This is a genomic window from Pseudoalteromonas thalassia (genome assembly GCF_049257215.1).
Classification (GTDB): Bacteria; Pseudomonadota; Gammaproteobacteria; order Enterobacterales; family Alteromonadaceae; genus Pseudoalteromonas; species Pseudoalteromonas lipolytica_C.
In genome coordinates this window covers 56,394-83,293 of record NZ_JBMMUE010000012.1, presented here as the reverse complement: position 1 = coordinate 83,293, position 26,900 = coordinate 56,394, and the positions used below count along the sequence as shown (strand labels likewise).

The 26,900-nt window shown below is 41.0% G+C and carries 26 protein-coding genes and 1 other RNA gene; 10 read left to right on the top strand and 17 right to left on the bottom strand.

What is annotated here, in order from left to right:
• Positions 1–62 precede the first annotated feature (62 nt).
• On the bottom strand, positions 63–989 hold the full coding sequence (locus AAEU31_RS14610) for a LysR family transcriptional regulator (protein ID WP_421967587.1): 927 nt from the start codon (positions 987–989) through the stop codon (positions 63–65).
• A gap of 114 nt (positions 990–1,103) precedes the next feature.
• Here AAEU31_RS14610 and AAEU31_RS14605 point away from each other — a divergent pair, with 114 nt between their 5' ends.
• The 3 genes from AAEU31_RS14605 to AAEU31_RS14595 all read left to right on the top strand — a co-directional run bounded on the left by AAEU31_RS14605 (position 1,104) and on the right by AAEU31_RS14595 (position 6,120).
• Positions 1,104–3,815: a TonB-dependent receptor gene (locus AAEU31_RS14605; protein WP_421967586.1), complete on the top strand. Its 2,712-nt coding sequence runs from the start codon at positions 1,104–1,106 to the stop codon at positions 3,813–3,815.
• A 62-nt stretch (positions 3,816–3,877) separates the two neighbouring features.
• Positions 3,878–4,726 (top strand): N-formylglutamate amidohydrolase, encoded by an 849-nt coding sequence (locus AAEU31_RS14600; protein ID WP_421967585.1) that lies wholly within the window; start codon positions 3,878–3,880, stop codon positions 4,724–4,726.
• 2 nt (positions 4,727–4,728) lie between these two features.
• Positions 4,729–6,120: a YfcC family protein gene (locus tag AAEU31_RS14595; RefSeq protein WP_421967584.1), complete on the top strand. Its 1,392-nt coding sequence runs from the start codon at positions 4,729–4,731 to the stop codon at positions 6,118–6,120.
• A gap of 63 nt (positions 6,121–6,183) precedes the next feature.
• On the opposite strand, the gene AAEU31_RS14590 is transcribed toward AAEU31_RS14595, so the two are convergent.
• The 6 genes from AAEU31_RS14590 to AAEU31_RS14565 all read right to left on the bottom strand — a co-directional run bounded on the left by AAEU31_RS14590 (position 6,184) and on the right by AAEU31_RS14565 (position 12,192).
• Complete coding sequence (locus AAEU31_RS14590; protein ID WP_135923463.1) at positions 6,184–6,426, bottom strand: HP1242/YdcH family protein; 243 nt, start codon at positions 6,424–6,426, stop codon at positions 6,184–6,186.
• A 153-nt stretch (positions 6,427–6,579) separates the two neighbouring features.
• Positions 6,580–7,719, bottom strand: a complete 1,140-nt coding sequence (locus AAEU31_RS14585) for a type 1 glutamine amidotransferase domain-containing protein (RefSeq protein ID WP_421967583.1) — start codon at positions 7,717–7,719, stop codon at positions 6,580–6,582.
• A gap of 79 nt (positions 7,720–7,798) precedes the next feature.
• Complete coding sequence (locus tag AAEU31_RS14580) at positions 7,799–9,100, bottom strand: sensor histidine kinase (protein WP_421967582.1); 1,302 nt, start codon at positions 9,098–9,100, stop codon at positions 7,799–7,801.
• Between the two features lie 14 nt (positions 9,101–9,114).
• Positions 9,115–9,801 (bottom strand): response regulator transcription factor, encoded by a 687-nt coding sequence (locus AAEU31_RS14575; protein ID WP_253039725.1) that lies wholly within the window; start codon positions 9,799–9,801, stop codon positions 9,115–9,117.
• A 4-nt stretch (positions 9,802–9,805) separates the two neighbouring features.
• The gene (locus tag AAEU31_RS14570) at positions 9,806–11,284 is read right to left on the bottom strand and encodes a S41 family peptidase (RefSeq protein ID WP_421967581.1); all 1,479 of its coding nucleotides are present in this window, start codon (positions 11,282–11,284) and stop codon (positions 9,806–9,808) included.
• A gap of 269 nt (positions 11,285–11,553) precedes the next feature.
• Positions 11,554–12,192, bottom strand: a complete 639-nt coding sequence (locus AAEU31_RS14565; RefSeq protein ID WP_421967580.1) for a response regulator — start codon at positions 12,190–12,192, stop codon at positions 11,554–11,556.
• Between the two features lie 145 nt (positions 12,193–12,337).
• Between AAEU31_RS14565 and AAEU31_RS14560 the strand changes: the two genes are divergently transcribed.
• Both AAEU31_RS14560 and AAEU31_RS14555 read left to right on the top strand, forming a co-directional pair.
• Positions 12,338–12,883: a hypothetical protein gene (locus tag AAEU31_RS14560; protein ID WP_295509528.1), complete on the top strand. Its 546-nt coding sequence runs from the start codon at positions 12,338–12,340 to the stop codon at positions 12,881–12,883.
• A 17-nt stretch (positions 12,884–12,900) separates the two neighbouring features.
• Positions 12,901–14,547 (top strand): MASE1 domain-containing protein, encoded by a 1,647-nt coding sequence (locus AAEU31_RS14555; protein ID WP_421967579.1) that lies wholly within the window; start codon positions 12,901–12,903, stop codon positions 14,545–14,547.
• Positions 14,548–14,636: 89 nt separating this feature from the next.
• Here the strand turns inward: AAEU31_RS14555 and rnpB are convergent.
• Together rnpB and rsmI are read right to left on the bottom strand one after the other, a co-directional pair.
• An RNA gene (rnpB, locus tag AAEU31_RS14550) (RNase P RNA component class A) lies at positions 14,637–14,988 on the bottom strand.
• Positions 14,989–15,030: 42 nt separating this feature from the next.
• Positions 15,031–15,888 carry a 16S rRNA (cytidine(1402)-2'-O)-methyltransferase gene (rsmI, locus tag AAEU31_RS14545; RefSeq protein WP_252949445.1) on the bottom strand — a complete coding sequence of 286 codons (858 nt, stop codon included), beginning with the start codon at positions 15,886–15,888 and terminating at the stop codon, positions 15,031–15,033.
• Between the two features lie 61 nt (positions 15,889–15,949).
• On the opposite strand from rsmI, the gene AAEU31_RS14540 reads away from it, so the two are divergent.
• Genes AAEU31_RS14540 through dolP form a run of 4 tightly spaced genes read left to right on the top strand, consistent with a single transcriptional unit; the run spans position 15,950 to position 19,409 of the window.
• A complete protein-coding gene (locus AAEU31_RS14540; protein ID WP_421967578.1) occupies positions 15,950–17,827 on the top strand; it encodes a penicillin-binding protein activator in 1,878 nt (625 codons plus the stop codon).
• A gap of 26 nt (positions 17,828–17,853) precedes the next feature.
• On the top strand, positions 17,854–18,225 hold the full coding sequence (locus tag AAEU31_RS14535) for a YraN family protein (RefSeq protein ID WP_135923452.1): 372 nt from the start codon (positions 17,854–17,856) through the stop codon (positions 18,223–18,225).
• Positions 18,226–18,255: 30 nt separating this feature from the next.
• The gene (locus AAEU31_RS14530; RefSeq protein WP_135923451.1) at positions 18,256–18,843 is read left to right on the top strand and encodes an SIS domain-containing protein; all 588 of its coding nucleotides are present in this window, start codon (positions 18,256–18,258) and stop codon (positions 18,841–18,843) included.
• Positions 18,843–19,409 (top strand): division/outer membrane stress-associated lipid-binding lipoprotein, encoded by a 567-nt coding sequence (gene dolP, locus AAEU31_RS14525; protein ID WP_135923450.1) that lies wholly within the window; start codon positions 18,843–18,845, stop codon positions 19,407–19,409. Before AAEU31_RS14530 ends, dolP begins: the two co-directional genes overlap by 1 nt.
• Positions 19,410–19,472: 63 nt before the next feature.
• Here the strand turns inward: dolP and AAEU31_RS14520 are convergent, their stop codons facing one another.
• The 8 genes from AAEU31_RS14520 to zapE form a co-directional block, all read right to left on the bottom strand.
• Positions 19,473–19,913, bottom strand: coding sequence for a ClpXP protease specificity-enhancing factor (locus AAEU31_RS14520; protein ID WP_421967577.1), 441 nt, complete (start codon positions 19,911–19,913; stop codon positions 19,473–19,475).
• On the bottom strand, positions 19,913–20,539 hold the full coding sequence (gene sspA / locus AAEU31_RS14515) for a stringent starvation protein SspA (RefSeq protein ID WP_054554181.1): 627 nt from the start codon (positions 20,537–20,539) through the stop codon (positions 19,913–19,915). The genes AAEU31_RS14520 and sspA overlap by 1 nt, the downstream gene beginning before the upstream one ends.
• Before the next feature lie 79 nt (positions 20,540–20,618).
• Entirely contained in the window at positions 20,619–21,356 is a 738-nt protein-coding gene (locus AAEU31_RS14510) for a cytochrome c1 (protein ID WP_135923448.1), read from the bottom strand.
• Positions 21,353–22,618: a cytochrome b gene (locus tag AAEU31_RS14505; RefSeq protein ID WP_135923447.1), complete on the bottom strand. Its 1,266-nt coding sequence runs from the start codon at positions 22,616–22,618 to the stop codon at positions 21,353–21,355. Before AAEU31_RS14505 ends, AAEU31_RS14510 begins: the two co-directional genes overlap by 4 nt.
• Positions 22,618–23,208, bottom strand: a complete 591-nt coding sequence (gene petA, locus AAEU31_RS14500) for a ubiquinol-cytochrome c reductase iron-sulfur subunit (RefSeq protein WP_054554178.1) — start codon at positions 23,206–23,208, stop codon at positions 22,618–22,620. Before petA ends, AAEU31_RS14505 begins: the two co-directional genes overlap by 1 nt.
• An 812-nt stretch (positions 23,209–24,020) precedes the next feature.
• Positions 24,021–24,413, bottom strand: coding sequence for a 30S ribosomal protein S9 (gene rpsI / locus AAEU31_RS14495; RefSeq protein WP_095209788.1), 393 nt, complete (start codon positions 24,411–24,413; stop codon positions 24,021–24,023).
• An 8-nt stretch (positions 24,414–24,421) separates the two neighbouring features.
• Entirely contained in the window at positions 24,422–24,850 is a 429-nt protein-coding gene (rplM, locus tag AAEU31_RS14490) for a 50S ribosomal protein L13 (protein ID WP_135923446.1), read from the bottom strand.
• Positions 24,851–25,188: 338 nt separating this feature from the next.
• Positions 25,189–26,277 (bottom strand): cell division protein ZapE, encoded by a 1,089-nt coding sequence (gene zapE, locus AAEU31_RS14485; protein WP_138558032.1) that lies wholly within the window; start codon positions 26,275–26,277, stop codon positions 25,189–25,191.
• A 178-nt stretch (positions 26,278–26,455) separates the two neighbouring features.
• Here zapE and AAEU31_RS14480 point away from each other — a divergent pair, with 178 nt between their 5' ends.
• Positions 26,456–26,899, top strand: coding sequence for a Z-ring associated ZapG family protein (locus AAEU31_RS14480; RefSeq protein ID WP_135923444.1), 444 nt, complete (start codon positions 26,456–26,458; stop codon positions 26,897–26,899).
• Position 26,900: the final 1 nt, after the last annotated feature.

Sequence of the window (26,900 nt, the reverse complement as noted above, 5' to 3'; positions counted from 1 at the left end):
AAAATCGCGCTAAGACTACCATAACCTTGATTGAGTAAAGGGATATTGCGATTAACAACAGCTTAGTTAGTAGCCGCGAATTCATCGAAATGAGCTTTGCAATGATTGTAAAACGCGTTGGTTAACCGATTCATGGGCGTTGATGCCGACGTAATGAACCCATAGGTTAAGTCTATTTTTGGTATAAATGGTACTAATTTAAGTGCATCATCTTGATACTGCTTAGCAAGCAACTCATTCACTATCGATATACCCACATTATGTTTTACCAAGGTGCAGGCTGTTGTTACGGTATGCGTTTCAACCCGTACATTAATGCGGATATTGTTTTGTAAAAAAGCATGCTCTATTTGCTTACGAGAATGACGGCCTCGGCCTAATAACACCAAGCTTTCATCACGCAAATCTTGCGCTGTAAGCTGTTTTGCATTTGCAAACGGATGACTGCTTGATACCGCACACACTAAATGGCTGGTGACAATGGGTTCACACCATAACCCTTCGTGATTTTCAGGAAACTGTATAAAGCCACAATCGAAGGCTTTATTTGCGACAAGCTCACATGCTCTGGCTGGGCTATGACTATCTAAACTAATTTTTACATTCGGATGTAATTTAACAAATGACGCCACCGCCTCTGCTAACGGGCCTGCTACAAAGCTACTCGGGGCAACGATATTAAGCTCACCAACATGTGATTGATGAATGTTCTTAGCAAGTTGCTCAACACGATACACACTGGCTAACGAAATTTCGATTTGTTTATGTAATGCAATTGCTTCATCGGTCGGAAATAATCGCGCTTTTTCTCTGTAAAACAATGAAAAGCCAACGTTATTTTCAAGCTGAGCAATCAAACGGCTAACTCCGGGTTGCGTGAGTCCGAGCTGTTTTGCAGCCCCCGTTGCTGAGCCAGTTTTCATAACTGCATCAAAGGCTTCCATACTATTTAAGGTTATTTTTTGGGTGTTTTGCGTCGATACATTCATAACAATTTGTTATAGCTTAATGATGATATTTCATAATATTGCATAGCTTTTAGGAGTGAGTAAAGTGCTTAGCTGACAACAACAAAATAACTATAACCTCTCGGAGTGTAACAAATGGAATATTCAAGATTTAAGCAATCAATGATATCGCTTGCTGTTGCTACGGCTTGTATGAGCACATCACAATACGTACTCGCAGAAGAAACATCAGCAGAAAAAAACGTCGAAGTAATTGCGGTTACTGGCTCTCGTATTAAACGCCAAGAAGCAACAGCGAGCCCAGTGCAAAACATTGATTTAGAAGCCCTGCAGGCAAATGGCTCATTATCACTCGGAGAGGCATTACAAGAGCTTCCTTCGGTAGGCTCAAGCCTAAATGGCAATGGCTCAGCCGGAACAAGTCACGGCGCATCAAGCTTAAATCTAAGAAACTTAGGGGCTAATCGCTCATTAGTGTTAGTAAATGGCCATCGCTGGGTAAATGGCGCTGGTACCCGTGGTTTTCGTGATTTTGTTGACATGAATACCATTCCTCAAAACATTGTTAAACGTGTTGAAGTTTTACAAGACGGCGCAACTGCGATTTATGGCGCTGATGCGATTGCTGGGGTTGTGAACTTATATACCTATAACGATTACGAAGGCCTAGAGGTCAAAACCAGCTACGGTGAAACATCTGAAGGTGATAAAGAAACCTTTAGCCTTGATTTGTTATCAGGCACTAATATTGGCGAAGCCAACCTGATGTTTGCCGCAAGCTATGTTGATCAAAAACCAATTTATACCCAAGACCGTAAGTTAACTGCTGTGCCACTTAATGGCTTAACGGCATCGACACCTGAAGGTTATTTTGCTGAAGATAACTTAGCCGATGTTGTTGATTTTACAATTCCATCGGCAGGGATCACCCGCGATCCAAATAGTGATGGCAGTAGTATAGATAGCTGGCGAGCAGTCAACAGCGATGACACCTTTAACCGCTATTACAATAACTATGTCACGGGTCCGAGTGAGCGCTCATCTTTATATACGCAGCTTGTCATGCCGTTTGGCTCTGTAAATTTTAAAGCTGAAGCACTTTATAACTTACGTGAGTCAGATCAGCAATTTTCGCCTGCTCTTTCATCTATTCGTGGCAGCCGCGGTTTTACAATCGCAGATGATCCGCGTGTTAATCCATTTGGCGTTGAATTCTCAGGCAAAGATTTTAAGCACAGCTCGTTTTTTATGAATAATGGCTATCGCGTTAATGACCAAAAGGTCGAAACGACACGCTTTGCAATGGGACTTGAAGGCGAAGTATTTGATGATTGGAGCTGGGATACATTTGTATCTTGGGCAAAAAATAAAGGCGAATTTACCTCTAATAATCAAATGGATTTAGACAAACTAGCGCTAGGTTTACGTGCCTGCAATACCAGCGGAATTGCTGGTGATGTGTCTGATATTGCAGTGGGTTGTGTGCCAGTAAATATTTTTAACCCACTGACCGACGAGATGGTCGATTACGTAAACTTTACCGGTTACGACAAAAACGAAGCAAGCCAAGTCGACTTTACGGCCAACATTACCGGCGCCCTTTACGAGCTACCAGCGGGTTATATTGGTGCAGCATTTGGTATTGAATACCGTAAAGAAAAAGGTAAAGACACGCCAGATAGCACTATCAATGCTGATCCTCGTATTAATACCTACAGAACAACCACCTCTTCGCCACGTGAAGGGACAATTGGTGAGTACGATTTAAAAGAAGCCTATGCTGAATTTAGTATCCCATTGCTCGCTGATCTACCGCTTGCAGACTACCTAGAACTGAGTTTAGCGGCACGTTATTCTGATTACAGCACCTTTGGCTCAACAACCAATAGCAAAGTGGGCTTACTGTACACCCCATTTGAGCAACTGACACTACGGGCAAACTGGGCTGAAGGCTTTAGAGCACCATCTATTTTAGAGCTGTTTGAAGGTGAGCGTTTGACTTACAGTGCTGTATCGGACCCGTGTTCAACAGATGCCAGCTTACCCGGCTGTAGTGGTGTACCCAGTGGCTATACTCAACAGTTTACTAACGTTCAAGTAACCACGGGCGGCAACCGTCAGTTAGTGCCTGAAACCTCAATAAATAAAACCGTTGGTTTGGTTTACGAATCTAATTTAATCGAAAACCTTAGCTTTAGCTTAGATTGGTACGAAATAAAAATAAACGACACCATTAGTGAGTTTGGTGCACAAAACAACCTTGATTTATGTGCCTACCAAAATAAAAACTGCGACACCATTACCCGTGACAGCAGTGGTGAAATCCTTGATATTTTAGACGGCCCAGTAAACCTAAACGCAACCCGCGTTTCTGGAGTCGACTTTGTAACTTACTACAGCTTCCAAACAGATTATGGTGATTGGTCGTTTAACGCCAATGTTTCTAAACTAAATGAATTAACCGAATACACGACCTTGTCTGATGGCTCTGTTGAACGTGAAGATTTAGCAGGTACAGCTGCTTCAAGGGAATCTTATCCTGAGTGGCGCGGCACCTTTTCTAGCACTTGGAAACATGATGCATGGTCAGCCAACTATAACTTGCGTTATATCGGTTCGACGACCGAGCAAGTATCTGGTGAACCACGCGATATTGGCTCTGTCACCTATCACAATATTTCTGCTGGCTATCAGTTTGAAAATAACTTAGCAGTGAAATTAGGGATTAATAATTTAGGCGATAAACAGCCACCAGCCTCATTGACTAATTTAAACATTAACTTTGATCAAAACACTTATAACCCAACGGGGCGTTATATGTACTTACAGCTGACTTACTCACTGTAATGAAAGTCGCGATGCCTGCCAAAGTGGCAGGCAACTTTATGAAGTAGTTAGGAGAAGAATCTATGGAGTCGGCTTTCAGTTTATTAACCCCAAGCCAAACAGCAGCCTTACCTTTAGTATTTGATTCACCACACAGCGGTATTCATTGTCCTACGGATTTTAATACACTAGTGCCTGTTGAATTTATAAAAACTGGTTGGGATGCATTTATCGATGATATTTGGCAACCCGTTGTAGAGCAAGGTGGGTACTTATTACATGCACACTTCTCGCGTATGTATATTGATCCCAACCGCGCACCTACTGATATTGATCCCGAGCTACTAGATAAGCCTTGGGAAATTTGTCAGCCAACAAAGTACAGTGAGCGTGGTATGGGCTTAATTCGCCGTTTTGCGTTACCCAATAAGCCAATGTATGACCGCAAGCTAACACAAGCAGAAGTATTACACCGTATTCATCACTATTACACGCCCTATCATCAACAACTACAGACACTGTTGGATTCCTTGCATAGTGAGTTTAATGGTGTTTGGCATGTTGACTGTCATTCGATGAAGTCGATTGGAAATGGGATGAATATAGATGCAGGGATGAGTCGTCCTGATATTATTCTAGGTGATCTCGATGGCACCTCAGCAAGCGGTGAGTTTGTAGACGTTATTGCTAAAGCCTTTGCCGACAAAGGTTATAAAGTAGTTAAAAACAAGCCCTATAAAGGTGGTTACTTAGTCAGTCATTATGCTGATATGGCTGCTAACCGCCACTCTGTGCAAATAGAGGTTAATCGCGCTTTATACATGCATGAACAACGATTTGAAATGAACGATAATTATCAACATTTTAAGAGTGATACTGCCTATGTAGCTCAACAATTAGCGAGTTATGTGTCGATGCAGATAGGAAGGTAACAATGAATATGCCCCCACCGAATAATAGTAAAAAGGGTATGAATCCGATCATCATACTACTAAGTATTTTGTTCCTAGCCATGCTACTTACCTATTTCGTTGATTCAGGTTCGTATCAAAGAGATGGTAATATCGTTGTTCCTAATAGCTACCAAATAATTGAGAAAGATAGCTCTTTTAGCAATTTATTTAACTACCAACAGGCTGATCAAATAAAAGCTGAGCCAGTGAGCCTCATAGGAACATTTTTAGCGATCCCTACTGGGTTAGAGCAAGGTGCTGGTCTTATTTTTATGGTGCTAATCATTGGTGGTATGTTTGGCATATTAACTAAGGCAGGCACTGTAGATGCTGGCCTTGAGCGGCTATTGAGCTTAGTGCAAGGCAATATTTATGTTCTGGTGATTATTCTTATGATCGCATTTTCAGCCGGTAGCACCTTTTTGGGCTTAGCCTCTGAGTACCTTTTGATTATTCCTTTAATGGTTGGCATGGCCAATCGTTTAGGGCTACCGAATATCATTGGTTTTGCTATTGTCTGTGTTGCCGTGAAAGCCGGTTATTTATCATCAGTAACTAACCCGCTGCCGCTCACTATTGCGCAACCACTACTTGGCTTACAAATATTTAGTGGTGCAAGTGTGCGATTCTTTTTTTACCTGGCATTTTTAGTTGTTGGAATAGGCTTTGTAATGTTAATGATTAAACGGCATGGCTTTAATAACGAGCAAGTTCACTTTCATGCCGAAAAATTATCAACACGCCACGTTTCTATGCTTCTCACACTGGCTGGGGGCATTGCATTATTAGTTTATGCATCAACCCATTGGCATTGGAAACATCACGCTTTAAGTGCTTATTACATTGCGCTTAGTATGATACTGGCTTGTATTTCTGGGCTTAGCGCAAATCAAGCCGCCCAAGCATTTATAGATGGCATGAAAAAAGTACTGCTTGCAAGCATACTGATTGGCGTAGCAACTGCTGTAGCCGTCGTTTTAAAGCAAGGTATGATACTTGATTCCATTGTGCACTTTTTAATGTCATTTATTGGCGAAGGCAATGCGTATGTTGCTGCCACAGGTATGTTTGTATCACAATTGTTGTTGGACTTTTTGATCCCCTCAACGTCAGGCCAAGCTGCAGTTAGTATGCCTATTTTAGGCCCTGTGGGTAGTTTAGCGGGAGTCTCTGAGCAAACCACGATAGTGGCGTTTTTATTTGGTAATGGCATCACGAATATTCTCACACCCACTTCGGGCACACTGCTAGCCTACCTAGCAACAGCTCGCGTTGGTTGGGGTGAGTGGGCTAAATTTATTTTTCCGTTGTGGCTTACATATATTGTTCTGGCTGTGGTGCTTTTGCAGGTTTCGGTATTTATAGGGTTTTAAACATCAAGAAATACCCCTTGCTGAGAGTCTGAGTGCAAGGGGTATCATTATTAATATGATTTATTAAGCATTTGCTTTTAAAAAGTCATAAAGCTCATCTTTTAGCACGGCACGTTGATGCTTCTTTTCATGCATGTCAGCATCTTCAATGGGTGAGTTTTGCAATTCAAGCTCACGGATTTCTTTATCCATATCATCGTAACGCTGCATGGTTTTTTTAAAATGAGCGTCAGTTTTCACAAGACTGTGGATTAATTCATTAAACTCTGGAAACTCATTTAACAACGAGTGTTTTTCACCTAGCATGGGCAACTCCTTTGACTAAAAATAAGGTTCAACTTCACTTTACCACTGCAACATACAGAGTCAACGCAGCAACCTTGTTCAAGATCAATAATGCAATCAATTCAGAAAAATAGCCTAAATTTTTATACTCATAACTAATGAGTCTTTGTACTATCAGTTTAACTTATCGGCTAAACTTACAGGCAACTCAAAGTCAGTAAATTGTTGTTTAGCAAAGTTAAAGTGTCGTTTTGCTTGCTGTTTATTCCCTATTTCTAGATAGGTAATGATCATGTGAGTTGCATACTGTGGATGTTTAAAATACTCGGCAATCTTTTCCATTAACTGTAGTTCAAGTGCTTTATCTTGAGCCGTTTGTGCCAACTTATATCCATATAATCCATACAGTGCTAAATACATGGTGTCGTAACGATCGGGGTTTTTACTCATCGCGATATCTAATTGCGACACCCCCATGCTACGCGCCATTGCGATTAACTCCATGGTCGCTTCATCTTTAAACTCTTCACGAGCAACGGGGGTGATACCGATGGTAATTAAAAGCGCTTCCGCCGCTTTCGCCACTGAGGTTGGGTTTTGCGCGGTGATCAAATTGCCGTCACGCGATACAAAAGGCAGCATAGGGCTATTTGCAATAAAGTGAGCACCACGCGCTTCAAGCTCGGTTTGAACGATCATTGGGTGCTTATCTATGTTCTCTTTTTTAAAGGCGTGATCTTCTAAATATGTAAAGCTATTTACGTATTTATCAGCAACAAAATAACGACCATCATCCAGTTGTATATTTACGAGCGCAGCTGGACCATGGCATACAGCGGCAATCGGCGTATTAGTTTTAGCTAACTTGGTGATCCAGCGTTGAGTATTTACATCGAAAGGCAAGTCAAATACAGCGCCATCCCCACCAACAATAAACAGCGCATCGTAGTCATTGTCACTTGCACGCTCTGCAGATAAGGTATTAGCTAACTTATCAAGTCCTGACGTCTTGGTTTTGAACTCGCTAACATGAGTAAGCTTATCCTTATTATTTTTGACCAAAACTGCACCGCCCTTGGGTGAAACAATGTCTATTTCGACATTATTGCGGTGAAAAATAAGATAACTTTGCACCAACTCCTCTAGGTCGTAAGATAAAGCAGAGTCACTATGTCCGTGGCCAGAAATTAACATCGCTATTTTTTTATTTGGCTTTTGCACCTCAACTGATGTGGCTGCTTTTGACTGAGAAGGTAACAACACACTCGTAAGCATGATGATGCTGCAAGTTATGATTATCAGAACGTTTTTCATAATATATCTCCTAGTTGATGAGATAAATTTTACGTTCTGGTGTGTCGCGCTTTTGTGAAGAAAGTTGATTTATTTTTTACTATTTAAGATTGATAACTACCGAAAAATGTTGCTGCTCAGTGTCTATTTCAACATGCATAGTCCATCCGCATGCCGTGCAAATACGCTCAATCAAACTTAAACCTTGGCCAATACCTGTACTATTAGCGGCTTTACTGCCACTTGATGTAAGGTTTAGCGGTAAGGGGTGTGCAAAGTAATTGGTCATTCGAATACTTGATTTACTAATGCGCAGTTGAACATCTTTTTCACTTGCATGAGCAACGACATTCGACAGCAAATTGTTCACTAAGATTTCAAGCAAATTACGGTTGGCAATAATCATCACCTCGTCATTAGGCATATCAATTTCAAGCTCAAGCGATAGACCCTTTTGCGAATGGTTCAATGCAAAATGATTCAGTACACAGTCTTCGATAAGCCGGTTGAGTGACACTGATTGCGCGATAGAAGATTCATTTCGTGCAAGCGCTAACAACACATCTGTTGTTTGGGTTAGCTTTTGGGTTGCACTGCGCATTTGTTTTACAGCCTGCTCAGAAAAGTATATTTCATCGCTTTGCTGCTCTGCTAGTGTGGCACTATCAGAGCCTAGACTAAGGGCATTTTGCAACACACTGATTGGTGTCCTAATTTCATGACTTATATCTTTAGTAAAGTCGCGCTCTCTGGCGAGTGCATCATTAAGTTGCTTAAAGCTATGTTCAATCGCATCAGCCAACTGGCCAACTTCATTATTTGGCATATGCTTAATAGACTGCTGAAACGCTGCTTCACCTCCTTTTTCTAATTTTTTCACTGTGTACGCTAACAATTCTAGCGGCTTTGCTATTTTCCGTCCCATTCGCCAGCCTAGCAAGGCAACCAAACAACAAGCAATAACACTAAACCCAACCAACCACACAAGCACGCCTTTAAAATAATCTCGGCTTACTTCAAACCTTGCTACATCAGCAAGCAGCACATACTCATTGTCACCTAAATAAAATCGTGTCAGGTGGTAAGTTTTTCCATCAGCAAGACGATACTCAACACGATTTGGCTCACTCTTCACTATTTCTCTTATCTCTGTGGGTACTTGCTGCCAACCTTTAAACAATTGATATATTTGTTTATCTGATACATCGATTTTTCCAGTCATGTGATAATTGTGCTTAATGCTACTGGCCTGCTGCGCGACAAGACGATTGAAGATATTATCTTCAATCACCCAGGAGTAACCTAGTACGAAGATGCTGTAAAGGAGTGTTAATGTCAGCGTGATCGCAAACACCAGTTTAGTAATTGCATTAGAAATATGAGTGTTTGCTTTGTGCTTCATTGCATTTCTTTTGGTTATTTAGCGATAAGTCTGAAGCCAATACCATGGACCGTCTTTATTATCGGGGTATCAAATGGCTTATCTATGGCGTTTCTTAAGGTATACATATGGCTTCTAACCGCATCCGTTTCTGGTGCATCAGAACCCCACACTTTTTCAACGATATGGCGTTTACTCACCGCATTAGGATAGGCTTCAGCAATAAGACATAATATTTCAAAGTCTTTACTTGATAGTTTGATTTCCTGCCCCTGACGTTCAACCTCTTTGGTACTGATATTTATTTTTAACTCACCTATTTCCATCACTTTTGTTTGATGAAGCTTATTGCGACGGGTAAGAGCGAGGCAATGTAAAAAAACCTCTTCAAGAACATAAGGCTTCGTTAAGTAGTCATCAGCTCCCGACCCGAACCCTTCAATTTTATGCTCTATACTGTCTCGAGCAGTTAACATCAAAATAGGCACTAGAGTATCGCAGGTTTGCTTAATTTCTTTGCAAACCTGTATACCATCCATATCTGGCAACATTAAATCTAGCACAATCACATCATAATTATGTTCTGCTGCAAGCCTAATCGCATGCTTTCCTGTTGCAGCATAATCAACCAAAAAACCTTTTTGCTCTAAAAAGTCACAAAGCTGAATAGCGATATCATGTGTATCTTCTACGACTAATACTGAACTAGTGCGATGTGTCATCGTGTTACTCAACTTCTTGTTCGCATTGTTGAAGCTCTCCGCTTAGTAGCAAGCCGATTAATCTAAGTGCTTTATCTTGTTGATTAGCGTTAGTAAATGCATAGGCATTATCTGCTTGCACATGTTTGCAGGCATTTAAATTGTAGTCGCTTAAACTGTAATGTGGTGTAACACCACGACGTGCCAATTCGCCATTGGGTCTAACTAGCATTCTTGTCGTTACATAAGCACGTAACTCTGAGTTAGGTAAGTTAAAAAGATTCCCTTGAGCAGACTGATTAGCATACCCGCCGGTTGTCTCACCTACCAAAGTTGCAAATCCATTGTCTTTTAAAGTGGTGGCTAGCACAATTGATGCTGAATAAGTCACAGGCCCAATTAATAAAAAGGTGTCGCCATCAAAGCGCTGCGCTTTATTTATTGGTGATTCCCAATCATCCCAATCAGTTACCACAATATCACCAACTTCTCCTTTGTTGTTGAACCAACCTCTATTCTCTTCATTTAACTTTTCTTTAAGCTTTGAAATTAACCTAAAAGGTTTGTCAGCTAAATACCGTGATAAATAAGTAACAGTATCTGTATTGCCCCCGGGATTATCGCGAATATCGATAATCAGTTGCTTCACGTTTTGTTGTTTAATCTTACTAAATGTTTGATCAATAAAGCGCTCAAACTCTCGTGGCTCGATATCGAAATGGCCTAAATAAATAAACCCAACATCATTAGACAACTGCTTGTAATAATGTGCTTTATCTGAGTAACTGGCAACAAAGCCTTGTGCTTTTTCATCTACTTTAGGCCACTTTTTTTGAGATTCAAAGTGAAAGGCTTTAATCCCCTCAGGGGTGGAAACTTGAACCTCAAAGTTATCTAACCAACCGTAGCGCGCCCATAAAGCGATTCCAAACCTCATCGCCACAGCGTGCTCACGCAATAAAGCGGTTTCGCCACCAGCATAGAGCGCCAGCTGTGATAAAAGAAGGTCTGCATTTATACCATTAATTGAGATTATTTCTGACAAGATAGGAATACGCTGTTCACCTAAGCTATACGCGTGTTTGAGCTGCAGCTTGCCTTTCTCATTAACACTTACAGCAAGTGGAAACGTATTATGCCCTGCTTCACGCAGCTTATTTAATTCTTGATAAGGCCATATGAGAAATGAATGTCCATCTTGAAAATAGGACGTTAAGCTACCAACCACTCGATAAAACTCCACGCGATTAAGTGGCTTGTTTAGGCTTGCTTTAAGCTGTTCAGCTTTGGCTCTTAGCACAGCTAGGTTTGCATATTCCTCTATGTCAGGATGGCGCTGGATAACCCCCTCTAACAAAGCATCTATATCAGCCTTCATTTGTGCGACCGAAAGCTCTTGCAACAGCAACCGCTCATCTGAGAGCTCAGGGAAAATATCTAAATGACTTTGTTTACAGCCACTAAGAAAAATTAATGTCAAAATAAATAATATTAACGTCTTCATGAAATAACCTGCTTTATAGATATACAGTGAAGTTATCAAATTTAATGTGAAGACTTTGTCGTAGTATTTAAGCGGATTGTTCAGCAGAAAATTTCTATTTAGGAAGACTCTGGCAAGTGCAGCTCTATGCACTGATATGACAGTCCTTCGAGCTCAACTGTAAGGCTAATGTGTCATTGCTCCATCGCTTTGGAATGAGTTCAAGCTCGGTATATATGACTAACTAGTTAAAAGCAGTATGGTTTTTGAGATTTAATAGCGTCTTAAAACTAGCCTATTTCATCAATAAGAATTACTCCTTTTTCAAGAGCTAGTTTAGTAATTTGAATTTGCGAAGTTAAGTTCAGTTTACTCATAATGCTGGCACGATGAACATGAGCCGTTTTAGGCATTATATCAATCACTTGTGAAACTTGTTTCGCATTAAAGCCCTGTGCAAGTAGCTTAAAAACTTCTAATTCTCTTGGCGTTAATTTGTTTAATACACTGTCAGTTTTTTGAGGTTTTAAGAAATGCGTGTTAATTGAAGGGCTTAAAAATAGTTGGTTTTTAAAGATAGAATGTATTGCTGTTATTAACTCTTCAGCTGCATCTCGTTTCGATAGATAAGCATCAACACCTATGTCTAACGCTCTTTGAATGTAAGATTTTTCCTCGTACATACTCAAAATTATACGCCTAACATTTGGTAGCTTCTCGCCTATTAACTCAGCTACTTCTAACCCATTTCTATCTGGTAGCGAAATATCAATAACGCAGCAATCTATATCAATATCACCTAAGTTTTGTAGACACTCATTGTAGCTACTTGCTTCAAAGCTAACTTGCCAATCAGGATCTTCCTCTTCGATGAGAGCCCTAAAACCCTCTCTTACCATTTGATGATCGTCAATAAGTGCAAATTTCATAACAACTCCATGTATTGATTAATCCCCATTATAACGCGGTAAAAACGCACTCAGGTAAGAAAAATTCTTATAAGCCTAAGAAAAGTGGAAATAATTTTATTGTTTATCTCCTTGTAAGCTTACCCAAAATGACAAGGAAATAGCCATGAAAAAGATCGCAGGGGAAACAAGCCACTTTCACAACATCACCGTATTACTACATTACATTGGTGAGTCAAATTATCGTATTGAGTGGACAAGTAAAATGACAAAAGGGTCTACTAACCTAGTCAAAACAGGTAAAAATAAATATGTAGTCATGCGTAAATGGCCAGAATCAAAAGCCTTAACTAATGTTACGGCTAACTTTACTTCTCGAAATGCCGCTTTTGTTCATTTCATTAAAAACGTAGACATAATTAAAAGTAACGATGAGACCATCAATAAAGCAAAACAGCAATGTTTAGATTATTTTACTCAGTGCGAGCATATCAAGCCGGTAACCAAAACAGCTTTCCCTAAACCACGCTTGCAAGGAGCTTTAGGTCGTGAAGTGATTGTAAAGCATAAGCGTAATATGTCAGATATTGCTAAAGGGCATTTATTACAACTTATTGGAAATAAAGCTGAAATCCAAGTTACACAACGTTATACTTTGTGTAACCCTAGCGCCAAACAACAGTTTGATACGACGCAAGTTTACATATTATAAAAAGGTTATGCTTACTCATGGATAGAGTTTTCAACAAAAGTTACTTTGTTCCGATAACCCTCAAGTTGAAGAGTCCCCAGCGCAGTGACATAGTAAAGTTTGTACTGTTTTCGTGCTTAATAGTTTTAATAGCACCAGTTATCGAAAACAGCTTATATTTGCTTTCTTTTAACTATGTTGTGTACGAGGACTTTGTTAGTTGGTACTTTCCGGTTGGCTTCAGAGTAGTTTGTTATCTGTTTTTTCCTTTACGTTATTGGCCTGCATTAGCAGTAGGTTTTACATTAGGACAAATCAGTTATGTTTGGTATTTTTATGATGTTCCTCTTGATGATATCCCCTATAGACTTGTAAGCTCTGCATGCCGAGAGTTTTTGATTCTTACTCCTCTTCTGCTGGCAAAGCTTTTCAAAGTTCGATTAGATATTCAAACTGTTAAAAGTGCTGTTACAGTATTATTTATTGCAATTTCATATCGCTTTATACGATCAATGCTCATTATCTTACCGAGTGATAGCCAAAATAAGTACCGGCTTATTGCTGATGAAGATCGTTTTGAAATGATGTTAGCTCATCAGCTTGGCGGTATCATAACAACACTTATCATGTTGCTTTTCGCGTTTCATGCTAAAACAATTTACCAGCAATTAAATAAACTCATAACTAAAGAGGTTAGTACGCTTTTAGTGCAGCTGTGTTTTTGCCTCACTGTTTTTATTGGGGTTTACCTGTTTGAACCTAAATCACTCTACCTCTTACGAATGCTCGCTATATTTCCGTTGATATGGTTTAGCTATCGATACGGGGCCTTAGGGGCTCTAAGCTATGCAAGTGTAACTGTTATATCCTTACTCATTAACGTCTATGGTGTGAATGAGACCGAATTACTCCTGACTACGCAACTTTACATAATAAGTTACAGCGTTCTGGCTCTTTTGCTCAGTGCATTTGTTACTGAATTAAATAAGTCTAAATCCGCACTATTAGAGCAAAATAAAGAATTAATTGAACTTAGTACGTTAACTCAAAACTTAGCGACTAAAGTTGTTAATGTTCAAGAATCTGAGCGAAGCCAGCTTTCACAAGAATTACATGATGATATAGGTCAAAACCTGACAGCTTTAAAAACAAATATTGCAATATTAGAAAAGAAAACAGCCAACCATAACGAGTTAGCATCGACAATTACAAGACTCCAAAACGTTTCAAGCCATATGTATGACTCGGTATACAGGTTAATGCACTGGCTGAGGCCTCGCTTATTAGACGAATTAGGATTAGAAGCTGCATTAAAAAGCGAGTTATTCTCTGAGCACCTAAATGAAGCTGGAATAGCTTATCAATGTAAAATAAGTGGACCGATAGATAGCTTAAATGATGATTTTAAAATCGCCATCTTTCGCATATGCCAAGAAGCATCAACCAATGCTGTTAAGCACTCTCTAGCCACTGAGTTTTCAATAGATATTACTTACCAAGAAAATGAACTTGAGATAATTATTTGTGATAACGGCATAGGCCTGCCTGAACATAAAAAATCAAATTCTAAAGGCGGGTTTGGTGTATTAGGGATCGTCGAGCGTGTCTCAGTGCTCAAAGGTAAAACTCTGTTTAAAAATGGTGAATGTGGTGGTTTAACAATAATGATAAATTTCACTATTTAGCATAATGGTTAGGCCACAATAGCAATCAGCTAAAAACTAGGCTCTAAAAAGCAAAAAGCCCGTAGATTCACTACGGGCTTTAATATGATTTGGTGAGTCAGCCAATAAGCCGGGTTCTGTCGTGGATAATCATTCGTCTAGGCCATAAATCGCTCTATGGCTCAAGCAACCTACCCGGTTCCAACGTGGGCCACGCCATAAGGAACCCTATTTGGTCTTGCTCCGGGTGGAGTTTACCTTGCAACCAACTGTTACCAGTGGCCCGGTGCGCTCTTACCGCACCCTTTCACCCTTACCAACCGAAGTTGGCGGTCTCCTCTCTGCTGCACTTGTCGTAGGCTCGCGCCCCCCAGCCGTTAGCTGGCACCCTGCCCTGTGGAGCCCGGACTTTCCTCCCCCTGCGCATTTTCGTTGCAGGCAGCGATTATCTCGGCTGACTCGGCGCGCAGTATACCTGAGCGCGCACGTCTATGCAGTAAAGAATTAGCCTTTTTCGTCAATAATTGCTTTATAAAGTGCGTTTTTCTTCAAACCAAAATACTCAGCCACAACACCACAGGCTTTTTTCAGTGGCATTTCGGCTTCAAGTAAACCGAGCATGCGGCGCGCATCTTCTGGAATATCGTCACTTTGCTTTGCCTTGCCCGGTAACATCAATACGATTTCGCCGCGCTGCTTAGTTGGATCATCCGTTAAAAACTGTTTTAACTCGGCAACCGTGCCATTGAAAAAAGTTTCGAAGGTTTTGGTAAGCTCTTTAGCAAATACCACTGGCTGCTCTGCACCGAGCGCTGCTTCTAAATCATCAAGGCTCGCCATAATGCGGTGGGTACTTTCATACATGATGCTAGTAATACCTGAGTTAACCGCTTCGATAAAAAAGGTCTGCCTTGCTTTGCTCTTTGCAGGTGTAAAACCAATAAACTGAAAACGGTCTGTCGGTAAACCAGAACAACATACAGCGGTAATTGCAGCACATGCTCCCGGTACTGGCGTAACATGCGCGCCTTGTTCACGGCATAAATTGACCACCGCATAACCTGGATCGCTAATCAGTGGCGTGCCGGCGTCAGATACCAGCGCAATGTTCATTCCTTGCTCTAGCCAGTCGACAATTTGTTGCGCTTTTTGTTTCTCGTTGTGGTCATGTAAAGCAAAGGTTTTTGCTTTGATATTAAAGTGGCTTAACAACTTTCCTGTGTGACGAGTATCTTCAGCGGCTATTAAGTCAACCTCAGATAGGGTTTGGATGGCACGCTGGCTGATGTCATCAAAGTTACCAATAGGCGTGGCAACAATGTAAAGAGTGCCGATTTTATCTGAATTGTCCTCATTTAACATTGAGGTCTCCTGCGTCAGTCAGTAATATAAGCAAATCGCGTTAACGTATTGGGAAATCATTGTGCGACTTAAACTTGTTAGTCTATTAATTGTATTGTCGGGGTTATCGGCTTGTAGCACAACCGAAAAACAACTAAATACTTCAGAAAATCAGTCAGGCCAAGCTGAGCTTGGACTATCACAACTAACCGACGCACAATCAATGTATCAAACGGCACTGCTCCGCCAAGGTGCCGATAAAATCCAACTTCTTTATACTGCTCGCGATGCTGCAATTAACGAAGAGCGCTGGGAACTGCTAGAAAAGATCTGCCTTGAACTTGAAAGCACGCCAAGTGTCGATCAAATTCAAAACAAACTTTATATCGCCCTTGCCCTAGAGCAACAAGGTAAGAGCGACTTAGCGCTAGCACAACTACAACAGCTTGAGCCTCAGTTAACGCAGCCTGAGCATCAAGCATGGCACAAATACTTAACAGCACGGGTATATGCTTCTCAAGGTATGCCTAAACTAGCTATGCCATTTTACTTTGCAGCATCAACATTAAGCAGTGAAAACAATTTTACTGTCGCTAATTTAAATAAAGATTTGTGGCAAAGCCTTACCCAGCTTTCATCCTATGCTCTTGAGCGCTTTAACCGAGGTTCTGTTGTACAACAAGGCTGGGTTAACTTAGCGCTTTATCATCAAGTTTATTTAGGTGCACCGGTAGAACTTCATCAAGCAATGAATAACTGGTTACGCCGTTACCCTGGCCACCCTGCGGCAGAAGTTTTGCCAAAAAAGGTCACTGAGCTTGTACAAATCGAACCATTAGAAGTAAATCGTTTAGTGGTACTTATTCCGCAATCGGGTGCCAATGAACGTTTGGGCGACGCCTTAAAAGCAGGCGTGCTTGCGGCACTTGATAACAGAGCAATAACAGAAACCCTATTTATTGATGAATCATTACCGGCAGAAGAGATAGCACTTAAGTTAAGCGAGTTTAAAGCTGACTTTGTTATTGGCCCATTGCTTAAAAGTAATATTGAAAAATTGAATTCGGCACAAACGCTGGTTGATTACCCAGTGATGCACTTAAACAGCTTTGATGGCGAACGGATCTCACAGCAGCACTTTTTCTTTGCTCTTAACCCTGAACATGAAGTTCAACAAGCTTTAGAACGCTTTTTAACTGCGGGCTACCAAAAGCCCATGTTACTTGCACCTAATAATAATAATGGTCAGCGCTTGGTTGAATACTTTAACACTCAATGGCAGCGTTACAGCGAAGTAAAACCGCAAATTGGCTTTTACTCTGATAAAGCAGATATGCCTAAAACAATTACCGGCTTGCTTGAGGTAGACCAAAGTAAAGAGCGCATTAATGTTGTTAAATCATTATTTAAGCAAGAAGTTGAAAGTGAAACCCGTTCTCGTAGCGATATAGATGTAATTTATATTTTAGGTGATGCCACCGAAACACGTTTAATTAAACCCTATTTAGACGTTAACGTAAGTACTTTTGCTGACCGCATTCCGCTTTACGCCAGCTCAAAAAGTCACAGTAAACAAATTGATAGAACCGATAAAGGCGATTTAGATGGCCTTTATTTTACTGAGCTTCCTTGGATGCTCGAAGGTCAAATTCAACAACATAACTTGCGCCAACAATATGATAGCTTGTGGCCTGAACATGCTGACATCAACCAACGCCTTTTTGCTATGGCGTTCGATGCAACCAGTATGCTGGGTGAAGTAAAACAACTTAGTATGGTACAAGGCAAACGCTTTACAGGAATAAGCGGCGACCTTAGCATTGCCAGTAATGGCTATGTAACCCGCAGCCTAGACTGGGCTCAATACAAAAATAAGCAAATAATCGCTGTTGATTTACCAACAGAACAACCTATTCCTTTATTTATGCAATCAGCATCGAGGTATAACTCAGCTGATTAAATTAACGCATGCTCAAGGATGAAGCTATGTCGTGGTTTAAGCAATTGTGGCAAAATAGCCGCGAAAAAGGCCTGTATTATGAAAAGCAGGCCGAACAGTATTTAATACAGCATGGATTAGTTGCTATTGAGCGTAACTATCTGTGTAAGTATGGTGAGCTTGATCTCATTATGCGTGATGGACAAACTTTAGTGTTTGTTGAAGTGAAGTTTAGAAAAAACACCCTTCGAGGGGGTGCTAACGTTGCACTCAGCAAACAAAAGCAGCAACGATTAAGGCGAACAATTGCCCATTATCTTGCAGAGAAAAAAATATCAAACCAGGCTATGCGATTAGATTATCTGGCCATTACCGGCGAGACTAACAGTGCAATTAACTGGTTTAAAAATGTTTACTAACGCTTATGGCGTCAGCTTAATTGGTAGGTTATGCAAGAAACAATAAAAAAGATCTTTACCGAAAATATTCAAGTTCAAATTGCCGCAGGTGAAGTACTGCCAAGCGCCCTCGAATCAGCCGCATTTACCATTGCGCAAAGTCTAATTAATGGTAATAAATTGCTTTGTTGCGGCACGCCAAGCTGCCACATGCTGGCTCAACATATGGCTGGGCTATTAATTAACTTTTATGAAACTGAGCGTCCATGCCTACCAGCTGTTGCGCTCGCGCAAGAGCAGGTTAATTTAGGCTCGACAAACCAAACAGATGAGCACGAAACCTTTGCAAGGCAGATCCGTGCGTTTGCCCAGCAAGGTGACCTGCTTTTAGCTATCGCGATTAATGGCAATGAAAAACACATTATTTCTGCGGTTGAGGCGGCACTTACTCGCGATATGAAAGTCATAGTATTAGTCGGTGATGACGGCGGTGAATTAGTTGGATTATTGGGCCCCAATGATGTTGAAATTCGCGTGCCATCAAAGCGCCCTAGTCGTATTGTTGAATCACATTTAGTGAACTTACACTGTTTAAGTGAGCTTATTGATTTAACCTTATTCCCACAGGAAGAAAATTAATGTTAAAACAGTCTCTACTTGTAATTAGTACCGTATTATTACTACAAGGGTGTGCTGCAGCAGTTGTTGCAGGCACTGCAGGCGCAGTCACAGCAGCAAATGATCGTCGCACAATTGGCTCACAAATTGACGATAACAACATCGAAATTAAAAGTTCAATCGCTATCAGTGAAATTGAACGCTTACACAAATTTGCTAACGTGAACGTTATTAGCGTTAACGGTATTGTATTAATGATTGGTCAAGTGCCTAACCAAGAAATGAAAGAGCAAGCACAACGTGCAATTGAAGGCGTTGATGGTATTCGTAAAATTCATAACCAAATTCGCATCAGCTCTAATATTGGCATGAGCACACAAACACACGATTCATGGTTAACCTCAAAAGTGAAAACCCAATTACTCACCACTGAGAATATCAGCAGTAACAACATTAAAGTCATAACAGAGAATGGAGAGGTGTTCTTAATGGGCTTAGTGAGTGATACAGAAGCCAACTTGGCGGTTGATGTGGCACGAAACGTATCAGGTGTTGAGCGTGTAATTAAAGTGTTTGAATATCTATAATACGAACTGTAAGTTGATAATAAAAAACCCGCTTTATAAGCGGGTTTTTCGATTTTAATTAGGCTATTTGATCACTCGTAAGTGAGCACCTTTTTTCTTCTCTGGTTTAGTTGGTGGTTCATCATCTGGCGATACATCGTCAGGCGTGTCTACACTTTCTAATACCGGAGCAAAATCGTCTTCGTCCTCGATGAATTCTTCTGCAGTAAATACAGTCCCTTCACCATTCTCACGTGCATAAATTGCGAGCACAGCACCCATAGGTACATACACTTGCATAGGTTGACCACCAAACCGAGCATTAAAGCTCAGTTGCTGGTTATCCATAGCAAATTGCGTGACCGCTGATGGGCTGATGTTTAAAACGATCTGGCCGTCTTGAACAAACTGTGTTGGTACTTGTACAGCAGGAAAATCAGCATTCACCACTAAGTGTGGTGTACATTGATTATCAACAATCCAATCAAAGAAAGCGCGTAGTAAATAAGGACGATTAGGCGTCATTATAAACGGATCTCACGCTCTGCTTCAGTTAATGAAGCTTGGAATGATTCACGCTCAAATAAACGCAGCATGTATTCTTTAAGCTCTTTAGCACCAGCACCATTAAGTTCAATGCCAAGCTCAGGTAAACGCCATAATAACGGCGCTAAGTAACAATCAACTAAGCTGAACTCTTCGCTCATAAAATAAGGAGCTTCAGAGAAGATAGGTGCGATTGCAAGTAACGCTTCAGTAAGCTCTTTGCGTGCTTGTGCTGCTTCGCTGCTACCGCTAGTGATCTTATTCGCTAGACTATACCAATCCGTATCAATACGGTGCATCATCAGACGACTACGGCCACGCATAACCGGATATACTGGCATTAGTGGAGGATGAGGAAAACGTTCATCAAGGTATTCCATGATGATGTTTGCCTGATATAAACCAAGCTCACGATCGATCAGTGTTGGTACTGTACCGTAAGGGTTAATTTCATGAAGTGCCTCTGGCAGGTTATCCTTTTCAGCCAGGTGAATGTCAACACTTACGCCTTTTTCAGCAAGTACAATACGTACTTGGTGGCTATACATACAGTTAGCACCAGAAAACAGGGTCATTACAGGGCGCTTATTGGCAGCTACGGCCATGCCTACCTCCATTATATTACAAAAACAGCAATAGGGGCTTAAGCCCCTATCACAAAATTACCTTTCAAAACGTCCAGAATTAGTGAACATCTCTCCAGTATTCTTTCTTCAGCATGAATGCCAAGATAAATAGAATCACTAAGAAACCAATTACCTTAAGACCTAACGCTTCTGACTCTAAACGTGACGGCTCGCCAACGTAAGCTAAGAAGTTAGTTAAATCACGAGCAGCTTGGTCATACTCGTCAACACTCATTTCACCTGAACCATCTGTTTCAGTGCCAACAACTTTAGTCACAGTGTGACCGTGTTCTTCCACTTCTTCAGTGATTGGTGTTGGTAAGCCTTGTAGTTCTTGAAGAACGTGCGGCATACCTACCGATGGGAAAACAACGTTGTTTACGCCAAACGGACGAGATTCATCTTTGTAGAATGACTTCAGGTAAGTGTAGATCCAGTCAGTACCACGAACTCGCGCTACAAGCGTAAGATCTGGTGGCGCTGCGCCAAACCATTTAGCTGCGTCATCTTTATCAATCGCGTTTTTGATGTGGCTACCTACTTTTGAGCCATCAAAAATCAGTTGCTCTTGACCAATCTCAGTAGGAATACCGATGTCGCGGAACGTACGCTCATAACGTTGATACTGCATTTGGTGACAACCAAGACAGTAGTTCATGAACAATTTAGCACCGCGCTGTAAAGACGCATTGTCTTTAAGGTCAATGTTGGCATCCATTAAAGGAACCGAAGGACCCGCTGCCATTGTCAACGATGGCAACAATGCGAATAAACCGATAATTAGCTTTTTCATCATTTCGTCAACCTCGTTGGTAATGGCTTAGTTTTCTCATTCTTACTGTAAACAAATAACAATACGAAGAACATGAAGTATGTCACAGTCGTGATTTGTGATAACAGCGTTTTGAAATCAGTTTGTGGAGTTGCACCAACCCAACCTAAGATAACGAACGTTACCACGAATTGAGCAATGTTTAACTTGTGTAAGCCACAACGATAACGAATAGAACGAACCGAACCACGGTCAATCCAAGGTAGTAACGCAAGCACTACGATAGATGCACCCATCGCGATAACACCGATTAGTTTATCTGGGATAGCGCGCAGAATCGCATAGAATGGCGTGAAGTACCAAACAGGGAAAATGTGCTCAGGTGTTTTCAGTGGGTTAGCTGCTTCGAAGTTTGGCGCTTCTAAGAAGAAACCATTCATCGCAGGCATAAAGAATACAACCCAACAGAATAATATTAAGAAACCAACCACACCCACAATATCTTTCACTGTGTAGTAAGGGTGGAACGGGATTGCATCAACAATGTCTTTCTTGTTGGTGTAATACTCGTGGAATTTAAATTTAGGCTTGTCTTCTTCAGCTACAGTGCCTTTCTTACGTTTGATTTCAACACCGTCTGGGTTGTTTGAACCCACTTCGTGTAGTGCAACAATGTGTAAGAATACTAAGATAACGATAACTAAAGGTAGTGCAATTACGTGTAGTGCAAAGAAGCGGTTAAGCGTTGCACCTGAAATTACGTAGTCACCACGGATCCAAAGCGTTAAGTCATCACCAATTACCGGAATCGCACCGAATAGTGAAATGATTACCTGTGCACCCCAGAAAGACATTTGTCCCCAAGGCAATAAGTAACCCATGAAAGCTTCAGCCATAAGCGCTAAGAAGATGAACATACCGAATAACCACAGAAGTTCACGTGGTTTTTGGTAAGAACCGTAGATCATGCCACGGAACATGTGCAGATATACAACGATAAAGAACGCTGATGCACCTGTTGAGTGAAGGTAACGTAGTAACCAACCGTATTCAACATCACGCATGATGTATTCTACCGATGCGAAAGCACCTTCAGCAGACGGTACGAAGTTCATTGTTAACCAGATACCAGTTACGATTTGGTTAACAAGTACTAACATGGCTAGAGAGCCAAAGAAGTACCAGAAGTTAAAGTTTTTTGGTGCTGGATACTGTGCAATGTGCATGTTCCAAACACGTGTCATTGGAATACGATCGTCGATCCAACCAATAATTTTACCAAACATTACGCCACTCCTTTTTCTTCACCGACTAAAATAGTCGTGTCATCAAGGAAGGTATACGGAGGGATTTCTAGATTTAATGGTGCAGGTACAGATTGGAATACACGACCCGCCATATCAAATTTAGAACCGTGACACGGACAGAAGAAACCGTCGTCTGTGCCCTCTACTTTTTCACCAAAGCCACCTTGTAGGAAGCTAGGAGAACAACCTAAGTGCGTACAAATACCAACAGCAACGAAGATCTCAGGACGTTGAGAACGGTATTCGTTTGTTGATGATTCAGGTTGTTGAGGCTCTTCAGATGCAGGATCACGAAGTTGACCTTCATGTTCTTTCATCTGTTCAAGCATTCTTGGTGTACGATTAATAACCCAAACAGGTTTTCCTCGCCACTCAACACGTATTAATTGTCCTGGCTCAAGCTTGCTGATATCTACTTCTACAGGCGCACCCGCAGATTTAGCTCGCTCACTTGGATTCCAAGACGCAATAAAAGGAACAGCAGCCCCAGCCGCACCAACACCACCAACAACAGAGGTAGCTATGGTTAAAAAGCGACGTCGGCCATTGTCTACAGGCGCATTGCTCATCCACTTATCTCCACTATGATTCCCAACACTTGCCATATTGAGAACATCAGTTACAGCAGGTTAATTTTTAGAAATTTTAAAATAGACGCGATCATAATTAAAAGCCTTGATTAAAACAAGGTTATTCACAGTCCCATGCTCGAATAAACCCATTTTAATAGTTGATTAATTAGGGCCAGCTCGAGCATGAAGCCGCTGGTTATGATAACGCATATAAAAAAACAATATACTGACCAAGATCAACCTCACTAAGAGGAAACAGAATTCTGTATTAGCTGTTGTTGAACTCACTCACATTACTTGCCCCCCAATTGTAGCAAAAAAATTCATCAATTAACTGATGGATTTAAGCTAATTTCGCTAAATCGTGAAGTTTTTTTACTGTAATACGCAGTAATTACTATCAGCGGTTAAATATCGAACGAAAAAAGGTAGGGTTTTTACTATCAGCTATCAGTCGTCAGCGTTCTGATCTGTGATCTGACCCCGATATAACCTGAGAAATGGATGTAGTACCAATTCGCTTAATTAAGTGGTCTATTTTGAGGCAATAAAACCTCGTTGATAACAAGGCAAAAATTTCGTTATTTAGTTGTTCTAAATCAGAAATTTTTAACGCAGTTAGCGACAGGTTTAATCCTTCAAAATGATTAAGTATTATTGCGGATTGGTATAAAGCTATTGTCGTTAAAAAACATCAATAACTGAGACCCCTCTCGATCTGCTAAAAACTGACGTCTGAAAGCTGACGGCTCCAAGAAACAAAAAACCCAGCCGGAGCTGGGTTTTTGGTATTCTGATAAACGTAAATATTAACGTTTTGAGAATTGTGGACGCTTACGTGCTTTCTTAAGACCCACTTTCTTACGCTCAACTTTACGTGCATCACGTGTAACGAAACCTGCTTTACGAAGTGTAGGACGTAGAGACTCGTCAAACTCCATAAGTGCACGAGTGATACCGTGACGGATAGCACCAGCTTGACCAGTAGTACCACCACCTGAAACAGTGATGTGTAGGTCAAACTTTTCAGTCATTTCAACGTGCTCTAATGCTTGACGAACAACCATGCGAGCAGTCTCACGACCGAAGTACTCTTCTAGAGAGCGCTTGTTGATTACGATGTTACCAGTGCCTGGGCGTAAGAATACGCGAGCACTTGAACTTTTACGACGACCTGTACCGTAGTATTGATTTGCCATGATAGTGCTCCTTAAATGTCTAGAACCTGAGGCTGTTGTGCAGCATGGTTGTGCTCAGTACCTGCGTAAACTTTAAGTTTACGGTACATTTCGCGGCCTAAAGGACCACGTGGCAACATGCCTTTAACAGCTTTTTCGATAATCATTTCAGGCTTTGCAGCTTGAAGCTTGTCGAAAGTAGTAGACTTAAGACCACCTGGGAAACCAGTGTGTGCGTGGTACATTTTGTCTTTTGCTTTATTACCAGTAACAGTAACTTTCTCTGCATTGATAACGATGATGTAATCACCAGTATCTACGTGAGGAGTGTACTCAGCTTTATGCTTACCGCGTAGGCGACGAGCGATTTCAGTAGCGATGCGACCTAAAGTTTTACCTTCAGCGTCAACTACGTACCAGTCACGTTTTACTGTTTCTGGCTTAGCAACAAACGTTTTCATTTATTAAAATCCAATGTTTTTTAATTTAAAACCACAGGTAATTATTATTAATTACCGCTCTAAGTTGAATGCTTTAACCCCTTCGAGTTTAAGACTTTGAGCCATCAATTAGAGGCTAAACTAATATCTGGCAATAGAACGCAACGTGGCAGACGCGGGAGTATACCAGCACTTAAACCACATTGCTATATGATGGTTGTTTTTTATTCGAGAAAATCAACTATCAGCTAAGTGCGCGCGAAATAAATTTCACGCCTACATCAATCGTAGGCGTCACGCTTGCTTGGCGCGCCTTATATTCAAAACCGTTCGGCTTTAAAGTGACGGCTAACTGCTCACTAAGCTAAATGCTCTCTCGCTAAATATTCTAGCGATTGCATTTCTTGCAATCGACTGATGCAGCGCTTAAATTCAAAATTTAAGTTACCTTCGCTATACAGCTCAGTTATGGGCTTTTCAGCAGAAATAATTAACGTCACATTACGCTCATAAAACTCATCAACTAACGCAATAAAACGGCGAGCTGCATCATCATTAGCTTGGCCGAGCGCTTTAACATTCGATAAAATAACAGTGTTATAAAGTCGGCTGATTTCCATGTAGTCGACTTGGCTTCTCGCTGTTTCGCACAACTCACTAAAGTCGAACATAACGATACAATCAGCTACCTTTCGCGTTTTTATCATTCGGCCTTCGATTTCAATCGCTTTATCGAGCACGCCAGGCTCTGGCGACAACTTATCAAAGTATTCAAATAAATTATCATCCGCTTGCTGATCAAGTGGGCTATGAAAAATTTCGGCTTGCTCAAGGGTACGTAAGCGGTAATCAACACCCGAGTCCACATTAACAATCTCGGTGTTAGCTTTTACTAGTTCGATAGCTGGTAAAAAACGCGCGCGTTGCAAACCGTTTCGGTATAGCTCGTCAGGTACAATGTTTGAAGTTGCCACTAATACGATACCGCGCTCAAATAACGCTTCCATCAGGCCACCTAACAGCATGGCATCAGTGATATCTTGAACAAAAAACTCGTCAAAACAAATAATATCTGTTTCTGCTTTAAAGATATCTGCAACCACATTTAATGGATTACTGGTATTTTTTAACTTTTTAAGCTCATCATGAACACGATGCATAAAACGGTGAAAGTGCACACGCATCTTACGTTCAGTAGGTAAAGCTTCGTAGAAAGTATCGACTAAATAGGTCTTACCTCTACCTACTCCACCCCAAAAATAGAGCCCTTTTATGGCTGGCGTGCTATCTTTAGAGAAGAGTTTGGCAAACCACCCCTTAGCGGCTGGTTTCTCTGCCGTTAGGTCATCATAGAGCCTTTGCAAATGACGCACAGCATTTTCTTGCGCTGCATCATGTACAAAGTCTTCACGTTGTAAATCTTGTTGGTACTTCTGCCAAGGAGTCATAGGTCGTTACAATAAAACACAGTTAAATTTGCAGAGTATATTAACACGCATCGTATCTCAGGGTATATTAACCCGCAGTATGATTTCACAATCAAATTAAGCATATTTTAATAATGATTGGACTATAAGTGCTTTTACAGCATTTGTTTTTGTTATTTTTTCCCAAAGGGGTAGATTTATGGGCACAATTACCTGGGTAGGTATTCTTATCATCGTTGCAATTTCGGCATTTTTCATTGGTGCGTTTGTAACAAAGAAACAATTTAAGCAAGATGAGTTAGAACAACAAGTAGAGCAAGCTAATAATGCACTTGAGCAATACCGCCAAGATGTTGCCGATCACTTGGCAAGCACAGGGAAACTTGTCTCAAAGATGAAAGATAACTATGACCAGCTTCTCAACCATGTTGAAGAAACGAACAAACTATTATTAGCAGATAAAAAGCAGCACCCTAACGAGCCGTTCTTTTCAAAAGAAACCACCGAGCAATTGCAAAGCTCATTACAAGACCGTCGTGGCGATCGCTCAAGTGCAGAAGCACAACCTGCAGACTATGTGGTCGGTGAAACAGGGTTATTTACTGGTTCAAATAAAGTTTCAGAACATTCTAAAGCCTCTTGAT

Coding starts and splice junctions, on each gene's coding strand:
- AAEU31_RS14610 (WP_421967587.1), bottom strand. CDS start 989: ATGAATGTATCGACGCAAAACACCCAAAAAATAACCTTAAATAGTATG.
- AAEU31_RS14605 (WP_421967586.1), top strand. CDS start 1,104: ATGGAATATTCAAGATTTAAGCAATCAATGATATCGCTTGCTGTTGCT.
- AAEU31_RS14600 (WP_421967585.1), top strand. CDS start 3,878: ATGGAGTCGGCTTTCAGTTTATTAACCCCAAGCCAAACAGCAGCCTTA.
- AAEU31_RS14595 (WP_421967584.1), top strand. CDS start 4,729: ATGAATATGCCCCCACCGAATAATAGTAAAAAGGGTATGAATCCGATC.
- AAEU31_RS14590 (WP_135923463.1), bottom strand. CDS start 6,426: ATGCTAGGTGAAAAACACTCGTTGTTAAATGAGTTTCCAGAGTTTAAT.
- AAEU31_RS14585 (WP_421967583.1), bottom strand. CDS start 7,719: ATGAAAAACGTTCTGATAATCATAACTTGCAGCATCATCATGCTTACG.
- AAEU31_RS14580 (WP_421967582.1), bottom strand. CDS start 9,100: ATGAAGCACAAAGCAAACACTCATATTTCTAATGCAATTACTAAACTG.
- AAEU31_RS14575 (WP_253039725.1), bottom strand. CDS start 9,801: ATGACACATCGCACTAGTTCAGTATTAGTCGTAGAAGATACACATGAT.
- AAEU31_RS14570 (WP_421967581.1), bottom strand. CDS start 11,284: ATGAAGACGTTAATATTATTTATTTTGACATTAATTTTTCTTAGTGGC.
- AAEU31_RS14565 (WP_421967580.1), bottom strand. CDS start 12,192: ATGAAATTTGCACTTATTGACGATCATCAAATGGTAAGAGAGGGTTTT.
- AAEU31_RS14560 (WP_295509528.1), top strand. CDS start 12,338: ATGAAAAAGATCGCAGGGGAAACAAGCCACTTTCACAACATCACCGTA.
- AAEU31_RS14555 (WP_421967579.1), top strand. CDS start 12,901: ATGGATAGAGTTTTCAACAAAAGTTACTTTGTTCCGATAACCCTCAAG.
- rsmI (WP_252949445.1), bottom strand. CDS start 15,888: ATGTTAAATGAGGACAATTCAGATAAAATCGGCACTCTTTACATTGTT.
- AAEU31_RS14535 (WP_135923452.1), top strand. CDS start 17,854: ATGTCGTGGTTTAAGCAATTGTGGCAAAATAGCCGCGAAAAAGGCCTG.
- AAEU31_RS14530 (WP_135923451.1), top strand. CDS start 18,256: ATGCAAGAAACAATAAAAAAGATCTTTACCGAAAATATTCAAGTTCAA.
- dolP (WP_135923450.1), top strand. CDS start 18,843: ATGTTAAAACAGTCTCTACTTGTAATTAGTACCGTATTATTACTACAA.
- AAEU31_RS14520 (WP_421967577.1), bottom strand. CDS start 19,913: ATGACGCCTAATCGTCCTTATTTACTACGCGCTTTCTTTGATTGGATT.
- sspA (WP_054554181.1), bottom strand. CDS start 20,539: ATGGCCGTAGCTGCCAATAAGCGCCCTGTAATGACCCTGTTTTCTGGT.
- AAEU31_RS14510 (WP_135923448.1), bottom strand. CDS start 21,356: ATGATGAAAAAGCTAATTATCGGTTTATTCGCATTGTTGCCATCGTTG.
- AAEU31_RS14505 (WP_135923447.1), bottom strand. CDS start 22,618: ATGTTTGGTAAAATTATTGGTTGGATCGACGATCGTATTCCAATGACA.
- petA (WP_054554178.1), bottom strand. CDS start 23,208: ATGAGCAATGCGCCTGTAGACAATGGCCGACGTCGCTTTTTAACCATA.
- rplM (WP_135923446.1), bottom strand. CDS start 24,850: ATGAAAACGTTTGTTGCTAAGCCAGAAACAGTAAAACGTGACTGGTAC.
- zapE (WP_138558032.1), bottom strand. CDS start 26,277: ATGACTCCTTGGCAGAAGTACCAACAAGATTTACAACGTGAAGACTTT.
- AAEU31_RS14480 (WP_135923444.1), top strand. CDS start 26,456: ATGGGCACAATTACCTGGGTAGGTATTCTTATCATCGTTGCAATTTCG.